The 14,249-nt window shown below is 35.2% G+C and carries 11 protein-coding genes; 3 read left to right on the top strand and 8 right to left on the bottom strand.

Annotation, left to right across the window (positions count from 1 at the left end; all coding sequences use genetic code 11):
• Positions 1-104: 104 nt before the first annotated feature.
• Together Q4503_RS01205 and Q4503_RS01200 are read right to left on the bottom strand one after the other, a co-directional pair.
• Entirely contained in the window at positions 105-533 is a 429-nt protein-coding gene (locus tag Q4503_RS01205; protein ID WP_303601177.1) for a hypothetical protein, read from the bottom strand.
• A 174-nt stretch (positions 534-707) separates the two neighbouring features.
• Entirely contained in the window at positions 708-3,920 is a 3,213-nt protein-coding gene (locus tag Q4503_RS01200) for an EAL domain-containing protein (protein ID WP_303601176.1), read from the bottom strand.
• A gap of 479 nt (positions 3,921-4,399) precedes the next feature.
• Between Q4503_RS01200 and Q4503_RS01195 the strand changes: the two genes are divergently transcribed.
• Positions 4,400-6,484 carry an amidohydrolase family protein gene (locus tag Q4503_RS01195; protein ID WP_303601175.1) on the top strand — a complete coding sequence of 695 codons (2,085 nt, stop codon included), beginning with the start codon at positions 4,400-4,402 and terminating at the stop codon, positions 6,482-6,484.
• A 165-nt stretch (positions 6,485-6,649) separates the two neighbouring features.
• Here the strand turns inward: Q4503_RS01195 and Q4503_RS01190 are convergent, their stop codons facing one another.
• A complete protein-coding gene (locus Q4503_RS01190; protein ID WP_303601174.1) occupies positions 6,650-7,138 on the bottom strand; it encodes a LuxR C-terminal-related transcriptional regulator in 489 nt (162 codons plus the stop codon).
• Between the two features lie 164 nt (positions 7,139-7,302).
• Here Q4503_RS01190 and Q4503_RS01185 point away from each other — a divergent pair, with 164 nt between their 5' ends.
• Both Q4503_RS01185 and Q4503_RS01180 read left to right on the top strand, forming a co-directional pair.
• On the top strand, positions 7,303-8,019 hold the full coding sequence (locus tag Q4503_RS01185) for a cytochrome b/b6 domain-containing protein (protein ID WP_303601173.1): 717 nt from the start codon (positions 7,303-7,305) through the stop codon (positions 8,017-8,019).
• A gap of 83 nt (positions 8,020-8,102) precedes the next feature.
• Positions 8,103-9,419 carry a M20 family metallopeptidase gene (locus Q4503_RS01180; RefSeq protein ID WP_303601172.1) on the top strand — a complete coding sequence of 439 codons (1,317 nt, stop codon included), beginning with the start codon at positions 8,103-8,105 and terminating at the stop codon, positions 9,417-9,419.
• 139 nt (positions 9,420-9,558) lie between these two features.
• Here the strand turns inward: Q4503_RS01180 and Q4503_RS01175 are convergent, their stop codons facing one another.
• The 5 genes from Q4503_RS01175 to Q4503_RS01155 form a co-directional block, all read right to left on the bottom strand.
• Entirely contained in the window at positions 9,559-10,839 is a 1,281-nt protein-coding gene (locus tag Q4503_RS01175; protein ID WP_303601171.1) for a TRAP transporter large permease subunit, read from the bottom strand.
• The gene (locus Q4503_RS01170) at positions 10,836-11,366 is read right to left on the bottom strand and encodes a TRAP transporter small permease subunit (RefSeq protein ID WP_215971813.1); all 531 of its coding nucleotides are present in this window, start codon (positions 11,364-11,366) and stop codon (positions 10,836-10,838) included. Before Q4503_RS01170 ends, Q4503_RS01175 begins: the two co-directional genes overlap by 4 nt.
• A 123-nt stretch (positions 11,367-11,489) precedes the next feature.
• The gene (locus Q4503_RS01165) at positions 11,490-12,563 is read right to left on the bottom strand and encodes a TRAP transporter substrate-binding protein (RefSeq protein ID WP_303601170.1); all 1,074 of its coding nucleotides are present in this window, start codon (positions 12,561-12,563) and stop codon (positions 11,490-11,492) included.
• 105 nt (positions 12,564-12,668) lie between these two features.
• Entirely contained in the window at positions 12,669-13,532 is an 864-nt protein-coding gene (gene ubiA, locus Q4503_RS01160; protein WP_303601169.1) for a 4-hydroxybenzoate octaprenyltransferase, read from the bottom strand.
• Complete coding sequence (locus Q4503_RS01155) at positions 13,525-14,127, bottom strand: chorismate lyase (protein ID WP_303601168.1); 603 nt, start codon at positions 14,125-14,127, stop codon at positions 13,525-13,527. Before Q4503_RS01155 ends, ubiA begins: the two co-directional genes overlap by 8 nt.
• Between the last annotated feature and the right edge of the window lie 122 nt (positions 14,128-14,249).

The following is a 14,249-nucleotide window of genomic DNA, read 5'->3' as shown; positions in this document are numbered from 1 at the left end:
TCGGCAGAATTCAAATCATGACATTGAGAAAAATATTTTCATCAAATTTTCAATAAGTTTAAGTAGAAAATAAATTTAAACGGTAGAATTAAACGGTACTGTTTTTAGGTGAAATAACGATAGTAAGTAGTACGAGATGAATACAATGCATTACCATCTTTCCAGCCAGATAGGCGAGAAGAGTTAGTGCTATGACTTAGCTGTTCAAACCAATTAGGCACTAAAGGTGGATTTGATAAATGTTTAAACAAGGCTGCGTTAAAGTTAACTTTAAAGAACTCAATCACTAATTCATAGTGTGGCGTTGTCTGTACTTCTGCAGAAAATAACGAGGGATTGAGAGTATTTACTCTGGGTAAATTAAATAAGCCTTCTTGATCATCATTGTCAAAAACAGCTGTTAATTTTTGTTCTTGCTGGGTACTTTCAACAGAGGCTGAAGATATATCATGAATAATTTCAAAGATCGGCAAAGCATTAGCTGTTTGAGCTAATACTAATAAAAATAACATTATTGTTAATTTACGCCACATGAAAACCACTCTCCTGTAATATATTCAATGATATATGGTTATTTACTAATGTTTCAATCCTTTTAATTATTCATTCATCATATTATTTATATTTATGTTAATAACGATCACGAATTAAAAGAAAAATTCGGTGAACAAGTGGTTACATGACATGGGTTGTTGCAATTAATTCATTCAAATATTTAATATACCAATAACATCATTCATATTATTAAACGCTTCTTCAAAACGGGCTAAATTGTCACGTGCAGATTTTATATCTCCCGATTGATATTTATCTTGTATTTCTTTCGCAACAAGGTGAACGTTATCATGTACTTGCTTAAGTCTCAGTAATAACGTCTTATCAAATAACTGTTCTTGAATCTTCAGGCGAATCCAGTTACCACAATGACACTCTTTAGTATTAAGGTTTGGCCAAGGTTTATCATCCTCTGGTGCTGATAAAATTTTCTTTTTAAAACTATTTTGCCATTGTGCGGTAATAAGCTTAAATATCTCGACACTACTTTCTTTATTATTAAATTGTTTGTTTCCACAAAGTAACCAACTTTGATTTGGAACATAATCTTTTAGCCACGAACATAAAGCTTCCGCGGGCATAGGTTTCGCGATTCCATATCCTTGTGCTTGCTCACACCCCATTAATAATAACATTAGACCATGATTAGTTGTTTCCACACCTTCCGCAATAACATGACGATTAAATGATTTTGCTAAAGAAATAACACCATCAATGATTGAATAGTCACTTGGATCATCAAGCATATCTCGAACAAAACTCTGATCAATTTTAATGGTATTAACCGGCAAGCTTCTTAGATGGGTTAATGAAGAATATCCCGTACCAAAATCATCCAAAGACGTACTAACACCTAATTGATTTTGACATTTTTTGATGATATTTGTAATCGTCTTCAGATCACCTAACGCCGAACTTTCTAATATTTCTAATTGCAAAAGTTGCGCATTAATAGAAGGATACGCAGCTAAGGACGCTTGAAGCACACTAAAAAATGAAGGTGAATGTAGATGGTTTGAAGATATATTAACGCTTACTTCAAGTTCAATACCTTGTAACTGCCAATTAGCAAGCTGTTGCAATGCCTCATTTATAACCCAATCCCCAACCATGCACTCTAATGATGTACCATCAATATATGGCAAAAAATCTAGCGGTGGAATTAACCCTTTCTCTGGGTGAAACCAACGCATTAAAGCTTCAACACCGAATACATCACCAGTAATCATGTTAACTTTAGGCTGATAGTACAATTTAAACTCACCATTAACTAAAGCCGATTCAATCTCTTCTAATTGTAGATTTTTTTCAATAATGCGTTGGTCTGAATCTGGGCTATACAGTACAGAACGATGCTTACCTGATAGCTTAGATTGATACATAGCGTGATCAGCATGTCGTAACAAGGTATCAATATCGCCATCATCTAATGGGTATAAAGTAATCCCACTAGAGGCAGTAATATTATGTTGAATACCATCAATAAAATAAGGTAGCGCTAAAGATTGATGAATCCGCTGCATGGTAGATTCATATTGGGACGCTGACTTAATATCATTTAGTAAAATAGCAAACTCATCACCCCCTTGACGAGATACCGTATCCTCTTCCCTAATACAACTAGTGATGCGCTTTGCAACCTCAATTAATAAATGATCGCCCGCTTCATGACCATAATTATCATTTACAGGCTTAAAGTCATCTAGATCAAGAAAACAAACAGCCAATTGATGCCCAGTTCTTTTGCTATGTGCAATCGATTGATGAAAACGGTCAACAAATAAAGCTCTATTGGGTAAATTGGTGAGTACATCATAATGCGCCATTAAGTTAAGTTTATCTTGCTGATGTTTAATACTGGTAATATCAGAAAAAACAGCAACATAATGCGTAACTTCGTCATCATCATTGGTTAGTGATGAGATATTGAGCAACTCAGAATATAGCACCCCCTGTTTGTTTCTATTCCATACTTCACCTTTCCAATGTCCATGCTCTATGATTGACTGCCACATCTGTGCATAAAACTGCGAACTTTGCTTTCCCGAGCTTAAAATTCTTGGTGACTTACCAATAACATCTTCATGGCTATAGCCAGTTATTTTAATGAATGCCGGATTCACATCAACAATCACCTGATTGGCGTCGGTAATCATAATGCCTTCATGGGTATCGCTAAAAACTCTCGCTAACAACTGGAGTTTCTCTTCATTTTTCTTACGTTTAGTAATATCTTGAACAACAACAATATGACTATGAGGTTGTTCCCCAACTTGCCAAGTGGGGGAGATTGTCAACTTCACCCAAATAATATGACCATTTTTGTGAATATAACGTTTTTCTATCGTCACTTCACGTTGTGAACCATTCAGTATTTTTTCCCGACTACCAATACTATTTAGTAAGTCATCTGGATGGGTAAGTTCGGTAAAGTGCTTTTCATTTACCATCTCATCAACACTATAGCCGAGCATGTCGCAAAACCGTTGATTAATACGGATGAACTTACCTTCTTTGGCACTTATCAGAGCGACTCCAATGGCAGCTTGTTCAAAAATACTACGAAATAATTGTTCACTATCTGCTAACGACTCTTTCGACTTAACTTCTTCAGTTACATCACGAATAACACAAATAAGCTGGCCATTATGAGGAATGATATTGATACGAGCATCAAAATGCATAACCTGACTGTTGAGCATTAATTCATATTTAAAAGCAGTGAATTTGTTTACTTGTGAGAGCTTTTCAATTTTTTCTTGAAATATCTTGCCTATTTTTTTAGGTAAAACATCTTGCATTCGTTGGCCAATAAAACTTTGAGGGTTTTTATATAATTTATCTTTATTTTGTGTACGGCAGTCTAGAATAGTGCCATCAGACATCATACGAAAATAAGTGTCAGGCAGCGCATTAAATAAACTTTCTAGTTCAGCACTCTGGCGTAATAGATTAATACCAACTTGTTTTAATTCGGTAATATCTTGAACTATCCCTGACATCGCTTTGGTTTGCCCATTGATATCAAATGTATAGCCTCCGGAAACCAACATACTACGAATTTCACCATCTTTTCGCATAATTTGGCATTCAAGATACCAATCTGTTTTATTTTCCCTTGCTTCTTGAAATTTTTTATCAACATAATCCCTTTCTTCCGGAATAATGTGCTCAAGAAACATTCCATAGGTCCACTTTGGCAGTAATGAACTATAACCAAATATTATGTCATGCCTTAACGAACGATAAGAAGATAAGTCACTAAGAATAAGTTCCCAACGCCCAATGCCACTTTGCTCTAAAACTAGATCTAGTCTACTTTTATTTTGTTGTGTCTGGTTTACCATAATCTGTCGTTGTTTCATATTCATGACCTAAATAACATAGCTGACAAGTCGACCATTATTAAGGACGTAAATATCAGTAACAAATACTTCACTATAAGAAACCTAACCATTTTTTAAGTTGCAATACATTTCAGTTATAAGGAGCTTTACAAATTTAACTTTCAATTAAGCGCTATATCCAAGTATTGTCTTAATAGGAGGCAATTTATTGTTTAGCTTACATATTCAGTATTATACAAAAACAAAAAATTACAATGTAAACCAAAATAGAAAATCAACTAGCGCATTAAGCCATTAACTCTAGCAAGATAATGAGCGCTTAAGTTTGATCTCCTTCAACTAATACGACGTTTTAGTGCTTAATTTGCACACCAATTGAGTGTTTACTCGTCATTATATACAAACACAGTAACAAGCTCATTTGTAACATTAAGTTGCTTAGAGCATTCATAGCGCTTATTCTTAATATTCTGAACCTCATAACAATAGACATTCTTATGTATATTCAAATATCAATGAAATCTATCCAAGCATTTATCGGTAGTATTATGCTGATAACAATCGCTGGATGCGCTCAACCATATAAATCAGAAAATACAGTACCAAACTCACTGCCTAAGCAAGAAAAGTTTAGTGTCATATTTGGAGGAACAGATGTTGGCAAACTATTAGTAAACCGAGATAAAAAAAATATCAATATCGACTTTTCATTTAGCAATAATGGTCGTGGTGCTAGCAGTAAAGAAACACTAACCTTAACAGATATGGGATTACCGACTGACTGGCGCATTACAGGAAAAACGGTTTTTGGTAATGAAGTGAATGAACAGTTTAACTTACAAGGTAATATGGCAAATTGGCTGAGTTCCGCTGAAAAAGGCAGTACCGAGTTTAACGATGCTGCAATATATATTGCACAAAACTCAAGCCCATATTCACTTTTCATATATGCTAAAGCATTACTAAATCAAACAAGTAAATCATTACCCGCACTTCCTTCTGGCAAATTAACAATCACTCAAGTCGACACTGTTAAACTTGGCGATATTAATAACAACATAGCCAATACTGTGATTTATGCCATCAATGGTATTGAACTCGATCCTAGTTATATTGCCCTTGATGAAAACCAACATATGCTTGCTTATTTATCTCCGCGTTTTGTAGTTATTCGTGAAGGGTTTGAAAAACAAAATAAAGTATTAAGTGATTTAGCCACTAGCTTAAACGCAAATCGATTTGAAAAAATAGCTAAAAAAACAACACACCAATATAAAAAACCCGTTCGTATTAATAATGTTAAAATTTTTGACCCTATTAACTTGCAACTCACATCCTCTCAATCAGTGTTAATTCAAAATAACAAAATTATAGCTATTGAGTCATCAATTAATGTAGCTAAAGATGGCGAAGTATTAATTGATGGTAATGGCGGCACATTAATTCCTGGTTTATATGAAATGCATGGTCACATGAGCGATAACGATGCCCTACTTAATGTTATGGCTGGTGTAACATCAGTAAGAGACATGGGGAACGAAATAGAAATACTCGACCCGTTAATTAATAAAATTGAAAACAATACAATCATTGGTCCACGTATTACTAAAAGTGGCTTTATTGAAGGTAAAAGCGAATTTTCAGCAGCTACGGGCGAAATAGCATCAACTGAACAAGAAGCGGTTGATCTTGTAAACATGTATGGTGAAAAAGGCGGATACTTTCAAATAAAAGTATACAGTTCAATTAACGGTGAATGGGTGCCCGCCATGGCAAAAGCCGCTAAAAATCATGGTATGCGTGTTACCGGGCATATTCCAGCATTCTCAACTGTTGATGATATGATTGCCGCAGGTTACGATGAAATTACCCATATCAATCAAGGCATGCTCAGCTGGGTACTAGAGCGGGATGAAGATACTCGAACACTTTATCGCATTACTGGCATGAAACGCTTTGTCGACTTAGATCTCAATAGCAAAAAAGTACAAAAAACCTTAAATACTATGGTCGAAAAAAATATTGCCGTTGATCCTACTATCGTCATTCATGAGTTTGGCCTAACAGCGAGAAATGGTGAAACTCGCATTGGCACTCAAGATTATATCGATAATATGCCTGTCGGCGTTCAAAGAAATGCCAAAATAGCACTATTAAATGTTGCAGATAAAGCAGAAGATATTGCTTACCAACTGGCTTTTGAAAAAATTATTGAAACACTGACCTTAATGCACAAAAAAGGAATTTTCCTAGTACCTGGCACCGATTTAGGTGGTGCTTTTGAGCTGCATAGAGAGCTAGAACTTTTTAAAAAAATAGGTATGTCTAACGCTGAAGTTTTACGCCGAGGCTCGTATGATATGGCTAATTATTTAGGCTATGGCGATCAACTTGGTAGCATTGAAGTAGGAAAGTTAGCCGATTTTTTCTTAGTGCCAGGCAATCCTCTTGCTGACTTACGCGCGATAAAAACAGTATCCATGGTTTCAAAAGATGGTGCTATTTATTTTCCTAGTGAAGTTTACCCTGAGTTTGGTATTAAGCCATTCACCACAATACCAAAGGTTTTTGAAGGTGACTAGTATAATAACTAACTGGAATTTTTATATAACGACAATATTAACCAAATGATGTATTTAACTATTCTCATCATTATAGAGAGCACTGTTGGCTAAGTATCAATGCACCACTTAATGTGGTGCTTAGTAAAACTCTATAATCGCCATAACTCAAATAACATATTTTTATTAAATAAAATCTTCTAAAAACCATGCTGAAAATTCATGCCTTCCTTCAACATTAGCTTTACTATAAAGAATAGAAGCTTGTTGTCGAACTGTTTTTTCTTTGGTATTTCTAACCGCGCTAATCTCTTTAAAACTCAAGCCCTTCAGTAATAACATACCGACTTCTTTTTCACTGGGAGTGAGTGACCACTCGTTGAATTGATTATGAATAACAACACCGTACTCATAACGAGCATTTTTCATTTCATCTGAAATGTTTTTCAGCTTATCGTCGGAAATCATTAATGCTTTTTTTAATGCCGATATATTAGATATTTTTTCATTAATATCTTTAATTAACAGAATTGCGCCAATGCCTGACACTATTACAATCAAGCTTTCTGAAATAATATGCCAACTAGGCGCCCCCATGGAAATATCAAAGAGGACATCAAAAAAATTTAAAACCATAATAGTAATTAACATTATAGTGATGAGTATATTTCTCATAAAAAGCCTAAATATCAGATAGCTAAAAATACAATAGACAAATGTACTATAGCGTTATAAAAAGAAAAAACTAACGAATGCCCAATGATTTATAATCGGATAAAAGAGATACTTAAAGCATAAAATCATTTTGGATATTATAAACAATATATTGAGAGGTTAATATGAATAGTAAACGTGAACCAGTTTTTGTGTGGAGTAGAAATGTTCGCCTTTTTCATTGGGTCAATGTGATCTCCATAACTCTACTCATCGCTGTAGGTTTAATCATTTTTAATGCTAAATCGTTAGGCGTATCTACTGATGGAAAAATATTACTAAAAACAATTCATGTTTATCTTGGTTATGTTTTTGCTATCAACCTTATTTTTAGATTAATTATTGGTTTTATCGGTAAAGCACATGAGCGATGGAGCAAAGTATTACCTTTTAACAAAGGTTTTTCAAAAGAGTTAATTGATTTCAAGCAACATAAACAAGCTGTTTATAAAGGACATAACCCCGCAGGAAAATTGATGGTATTCGCCTTGCTATCATTGATGTTTGTTCAAATGATTTCAGGTTTAGTTATTGCAGGAACAGATATTTACTATCCTCCATTTGGCAAGTATTTTGCCCAAAGTATCGCTATTGATAAACAAAACATTGAAGCAATACAACCTTATTCAAAAGTGAATATTGATGAAAAAGCCTACACAGAAATGCGGGCTATACGCAGCCCTTTTATTACAGCCCATGTTTATGCATTTTACGGCCTACTATTTCTGATTCCTTTACATATCTTAGGTGTAATCATTGCTGAAAGAAGAGAGAAAACAGCGCTCGTATCTGCCATGGTTACTGGCTATAAATACCTTCCCAAAGAGCATTCAGAAAAATAATTGCTTTTCTGATAGACTTTAAATTCATTGTCTCAATACATAATTGAGGCTTTATACCAAGTCAACAAAGCAGGTACAGTATTTTGAAAAAACATACGTTCACTTTTATTTTTATCGTATCACAGTTAACATTTTTCGCTAATGCTGACGTTCTAAACAAATCAATTCAAAATGAATTGCCGAACTTAGAAAAGATTTATCATCATTTACATCAAACACCTGAACTCTCAAAACATGAAGTAAATACAGCTACTTTTTTAGCAAAAGAATTAAAAAAGTATGGTTATGACGTTACTGAAGGCATTGCTGGAACAGGTTTAGTCGCCATTTTAAAAAATGGCACGGGGCCAACAATAATGCTTAGAGCAGATACTGATGGACTACCTGTGTTAGAAGAAACAGGGCTCCCTTATGCAAGTGTCGCTACTTTTAATGATACAGCAGGTCTATCTATTCCTGTAATGCACGCTTGTGGACATGACATGCATATGACGGTATTGCTAGGTACCGCAAAGCAAATGGTACAACATAAAGATCAATGGCAAGGTACTTTAATGTTAATAGCACAGCCTGGAGAAGAAATAGGCTATGGTGCTAAACAAATGTTGGCTGAAGGTTTATATAAAAAATTTCCATTGCCTGATTATAATATCGCTATGCATGTTTCCGCTGATTTGCCTGCAGGAAAAATCGGTTACATCAAAGGATATGCGATGGCAAATGTTGATTCCGTCGATGTATTAATTAAAGGTATTGGTGGCCATGGCGCATATCCTCATAACACAATAGATCCTGTGGTGATGGCTTCAGAAATAGTCATTAAACTTCAAACCATTGTCAGCCGTGAAATATCACCGCTTGAATCTGCCGTAATAACTGTTGGATCCATTCATGGCGGTACAAAACACAACATTATTGGTAACGAAGTTAAACTACAATTAACAGTGCGATCTTATTCCGATGAATCTCGTAACTTTTTACTTAAACGTATTGAACAGATAAGCCATGGCATTGCAAAAACAGCGGGAATACCAGATGAACTTCTGCCTAAGGTGATTGTAAAAGAAGAATATACTCCTGCCGTTTATAATCAGCCAGAATTCACCCAACAAGTGGTCAATAACCTTGAACAGGTATTAGGTAAAGACAACGTTGTTGTTGTTCCTCCTGTTATGGCTGGAGAAGATTTTTCTCGTTATGGACGTACTAAAGAAAAAATACCAAGTACATTATTATGGTTAGGTACGGTAAACCCTACTCAATATAAAGAGGCCAAGAAAAATAATAATGCTTTACCTTCTCTTCATTCAGGCAAGTTTGCTCCTGATGCAAAACCAACTATTTTAACTGGTGTTATTGGTATGACAGAAAACGCGATGAAACTGCTGCAAAAGCAATAATAGCGCGATTTAGTTACGGCGATTAAATAACAGTATTAATTCAAACTGATGTTTTACATATCAAAAATATCTATAAAAAGGTGCCAAAGAATTATTTTTTGGCACCTTTTTATTGCTAGCACTATTATCGTTACCTTCACTAAGAAAAAATCAAATGCTCAGGAAAGATTAATACTAATAACAACACTAAAATTTGCATAAGAATAAAAGGAATAACACCTTTATAAATAGTCGTGGTTTTCATCCATTTAGGCGCTACTCCTTTCAAATAGAATAAACTAAAACCAAAAGGCGGTGTTAGGAAGGATGTTTGTAAATTCATCGATATTAAAATCGCAAACCACACTAAGTTAATGTCTAACGCGATAGCCACTGGTAATAAAATTGGCACCACTAAAAAAGCAATTTCGATAAAATCAATAAAAAAGCCTAGGATTAAAATGGCAATCATCGCAAAAGCGATAAAAGTCCATGTTCCACCAGGCAATTCTAAAAAGAAATCTTCAATAAGATACTCACTGCCTGAATAACTAAATACCATCGAAAATGCAGTTGCACCAATTAAAACAGCAAAGACCATTGAGGTTACCTTAACCGTTTCTTTTGACACTTCATGTAACTTAGAAAAAGAAAAGCTTCTATACAATATCGATAATATTATTGCTCCAACAGCACCGATAGCAGCCGATTCAGTAGGTGTCGCTATACCAGCAAAGATTGAACCCAACACAATCAAAATAAGTATCATAGGTGGCACAATATCTTTTAATGCTTGCATCAATAATTCGCGTTTACTTTCATTTACCTCTATAGGTGGCATAAAATCAGGCTTAAACTGACCTAAACCTAAAATATATACAGTATAAAAAACCACTAATAACATGCCAGGTATTATTGCAGCGCGGAATAAGTCGCCTACCGGCACCCCCATTACATCACCTAGAATAATTAAAATAATAGAAGGAGGAATGATTTGCCCTAACGTACCAGACGCACAAATAACACCAGCAGCAGTTGGTTGATGGTAATTGTTCTTCAACATAACAGGCAAGGAAATAACGCCCATAGCAACTACACTTGCACCAACAACACCAGTTGAAGCGGCAAGTAAAGCACCAACAACAATAGTTGAAACAGCAACACCACCAGGAATACCACCAAACAATTTCGCAGCTGATTCCAATAAGCGTTCAGCTAAGCCAGTTTTTTGTAGCACTATACCCATAAAAATAAACATAGGGACGGCCATTAAAATGGTGTTTTCCATAATGCTCATTATGCGATACGGCATAAATTCAAATAACTCAAACCCTAAAACATAAACACCAACAATTAGAGAAACACCTGCAAACGTAAAAGCAACCGAGTAACCTAAAAATAAACAAATTAGTGCGATACCAAAAAGAACTAAACCCGTCATGAGTCATCTCCTTCTTTATAGGTGACTAGCACAGGTGTAATTAAGGTGCGAACGCTATTCAATGCCATGTAAATAATAGACATAATAAGAAAAACTGATGATATTGGAATAACAGAACGTACAATCCATCGATAAGGCAGTCCACCAGGATCAGCACTACCTTCATTCATCTGATAGGCGCCTAGCGTATAATCTATGCTGTAATAGAGAATAACTATGGTGATTGGTAAGGCAAGGCATAAACTTCCAAAAAGATTAATAATTGCTTGCTTACGCGCAGACATTCGATCATAAAAAATATCGACTCGCACGTGTGCATCTTCTTTTAAAGTGTAAGCGATACCAAACATAAACATGGCAGCAAACAAGTGCCACTCTAATTCTTGCATACCAATGCTAACGTCATTGAAAAAGTAACGTTTAACCACATCATAAAAAACATTCATAATCATGAGTAACATTAATATGCTACAAAAATTACCAAGTGCATCAATAATTTTACCTATGACTTTTAACGTGAAATTCATCTAATAATTCTCATGATTAATACTCATACAAATTTACAAACTAATGTTGGTAAACCCCAACAAAAAAAGCAGATGACTATACTAAGTAAAGACATCTGCAATATATTTTTAACTATTTACGACTTACTTAGCGTCGAAGTTGTCAAGATAAGCGCGATCAGACAAATTAGTCCATGCCCTTGCTTTATCTTCATACTCCGTTAGAGATTTTAAAATTTCTGCTGTCATAGGATCTTTCGCAGAAAATTCATTTAGCAACTCATTATTTGCTTCCTGAATCGCATTCATGACATCTTTAGGAAAAGAGCGCATTTTTACATTAGGGTAATCTTTTTTAAGTGATGCTAAATTAATTGCACTCTCGTGATATGACTGAATATACATATCATAAGCAGCAGTCTTCATTGCTATTGTTAAGATTTTTTGTAAATCTTTTGGTAATGAATTATAAGCTTTCTCATTTACCATAAACTGCAGTTCAGTTGCAGGCTCATGCCAACCGGTATAGTAATATGGAGCTATTTTATGGAACCCCATACGTAAGTCTAACGAAGGACCTACCCATTCAAGAGCATCAATGGTGTTACGCTCAAGTGCAGTATAAAGCTCACCTGGAGGAATATTGGTTGGTTTGGCGCCTAATTTTGCTAAAACCTCACCGGCAAAACCAGGAATACGCATTTTTAATCCCTTAAGATCTTCAACAGTATTTATTTCTTTTTTAAACCAGCCCCCCATTTGGTTACCAGTATTACCGCCTGGAAAAGATAAAATACCATACTGGTCGTAAACTTTTTTCATTAACTCCATGCCACCACCATGATAGAACCAAGCATATTGTTCTGGTGCTGTCATACCAAAAGGTATTGTAGTGAAAAATAATGTGTTGAAGTTTTTTCCTTTCCAATAGTAAGAGCCAGAATGCGCCATTTGATATTGACCACTTTTAACAAAGTCAAAAACACCTAATGGTGATTTATGTTTGTTAGCTGAGTCAACACGGATAATCAAACGACCATCTGACATTTCCTTTACTATCTTAGCTAAGTTTTTAGTGGTATCACCAAAAACAGGAAAGTTTGGCCCCCAAGTTTCAGCTAATTTCCAACGATAAACCTTACCGTCTGCAGCATTTACTATTCCTGAAACCCCTAACGACAATACAAGCAGTAGTGTTAACAATATTGATTTTTTCATTCCCTTCCCCGAATTAATTAGAATCATTTTTTTATTATTGAATCTATTTAATAGCAACTCGAGTTCAAAAAGTAAACAAGACTTTAGTCTTTAATTATAAAAAACCTATAAATATTCAATACAAATACCAATAAAAATCGCCATGCCAACCCAATGATTATGTAGAAAAGCTTGGAAGCATCGCTCACGCTTACGATCATTAATTAACATCTGTTGATAGCTAAATAAACCTGCGGCAATAATCAGACTTAATTGATAAGGCCAACCAAATGCTAATAACTCACCAACGGTAAACAAAAGCCCTAGCACCAATAATTGCAGAAAACCGATAATACGTTTGTCGTGCTCACCAAATAAAATAGCTGTCGACTTTACGCCAATCTTTAAGTCATCGTCCTTATCTACCATGGCATACATAGTATCGTAAGCAACCGTCCATAATACGTTCGCACTAAAAAGTAACCACGCAACGAGCGGAACTTCACCTTGCGCTTCAGAAAAAGCCATGATCATTCCCCAGCTAAAAGCCGCACCGAGTACGACTTGCGGTAACTGAGTATATCGTTTCATAAATGGGTATGAAGAAGCTAGCAACAACGCCACTATTGATAAATAAATTGTTGGTAAACTTAAAGTTAATACTAAGCCCAAAGCAATACCAATAAGCAGGCCAAACAAACTTATCGCTTCTTCTTTGCTAATTAACCCTGTAATTAAAGGTCTATTTTTAGTTCGTTCAACCTTACCATCAATTTTCATATCAGCAATATCATTAATGACGCAACCGGCACTACGCATAACAAATACGCCAAGACTAAAAACAAGTAACAAATAGAAGTTAGGCCAACCATCACTAGCAATCCATAACGCCCAATAAGTTGGCCATAGTAATAAATAAGTACCAATAGGCTTATCCATACGGGTAATTAATTTGATTGCTTGCCACTTTTGTTTTGATCTACTAAACATAGTTATCTCCTGGCTTGTCTATTTGTTGGTAAGCGAATGCGCCAGGTAAAAATACCTCTGATACCATCAAAGGTTTATTTTCTAAAATAAATATTGAACGTCGCCCCCAAAGATTGTTTGCCGATATTAAAGGTTTTCTCACTCCTGGTAACTTATTAGCTAACTGACTAACGGTACTAGTGGCATCAAACTCTGCAACTTCAATGGTTTTTCTTTTCAGAGAAGGGTTATTAAACATAACTTCTCCTAATGACTTTGTTCCTAAGTTAGCTAAGGCCTGCTCCGCCCCCGTTAAACTCGACAATGGTAGTAAACTTCGCGCAAAAACTTGAGGTTTATCATCACAATAAAGTAAAACTTCTCGCACTAACACTTCTTCTCCAGCAAGAATAAGGTCGACCGCTTCACTTTCTTGGCACTTTTCAACTTGCTGACCTAGAAGCTCCACTCTAAACTGATGACAATGGGACTTGAGACGTAAAGTGAGTGAAGCAGGATCAAGCAACCAACTTTTTAAATTTTCATCGATGAAGCTATCATTAGCATCATGCCAAAAACTCGACAAGGTAACAGGAAAAAACGATTTAAAATTCATAAACTAAAAACCAAATTAATCTAAAAGTGAAAGCCCGATTGATAATACCATTGTTTTTGCCCGAACTCATTTTACCTTGAAAGTAAAAGATTAAAAAAAAGTGACTTTTTTCAGGAAAAAAT

The organism is Colwellia sp. 6_MG-2023, assembly GCF_030547765.1.
In the GTDB taxonomy this organism is placed as follows: domain Bacteria; phylum Pseudomonadota; class Gammaproteobacteria; order Enterobacterales; family Alteromonadaceae; genus Colwellia.
Note: the sequence above shows the minus strand (reverse complement) of the source record. Positions and strands in the feature narration are given on the sequence as shown.

Bases quoted from the DNA above. Each gene is read 5' to 3' on its own strand.
- Q4503_RS01170 (WP_215971813.1), bottom strand. From the start codon at position 11,366: ATGAATTTCACGTTAAAAGTCATAGGTAAAATTATTGATGCACTTGGT.
- Q4503_RS01185 (WP_303601173.1), top strand. From the start codon at position 7,303: ATGAATAGTAAACGTGAACCAGTTTTTGTGTGGAGTAGAAATGTTCGC.
- Q4503_RS01175 (WP_303601171.1), bottom strand. From the start codon at position 10,839: ATGACGGGTTTAGTTCTTTTTGGTATCGCACTAATTTGTTTATTTTTA.
- Q4503_RS01205 (WP_303601177.1), bottom strand. From the start codon at position 533: ATGTGGCGTAAATTAACAATAATGTTATTTTTATTAGTATTAGCTCAA.
- Q4503_RS01155 (WP_303601168.1), bottom strand. From the start codon at position 14,127: ATGAATTTTAAATCGTTTTTTCCTGTTACCTTGTCGAGTTTTTGGCAT.
- ubiA (WP_303601169.1), bottom strand. From the start codon at position 13,532: ATGTTTAGTAGATCAAAACAAAAGTGGCAAGCAATCAAATTAATTACC.
- Q4503_RS01200 (WP_303601176.1), bottom strand. From the start codon at position 3,920: ATGAAACAACGACAGATTATGGTAAACCAGACACAACAAAATAAAAGT.
- Q4503_RS01165 (WP_303601170.1), bottom strand. From the start codon at position 12,563: ATGAAAAAATCAATATTGTTAACACTACTGCTTGTATTGTCGTTAGGG.
- Q4503_RS01190 (WP_303601174.1), bottom strand. From the start codon at position 7,138: ATGAGAAATATACTCATCACTATAATGTTAATTACTATTATGGTTTTA.
- Q4503_RS01195 (WP_303601175.1), top strand. From the start codon at position 4,400: ATGTATATTCAAATATCAATGAAATCTATCCAAGCATTTATCGGTAGT.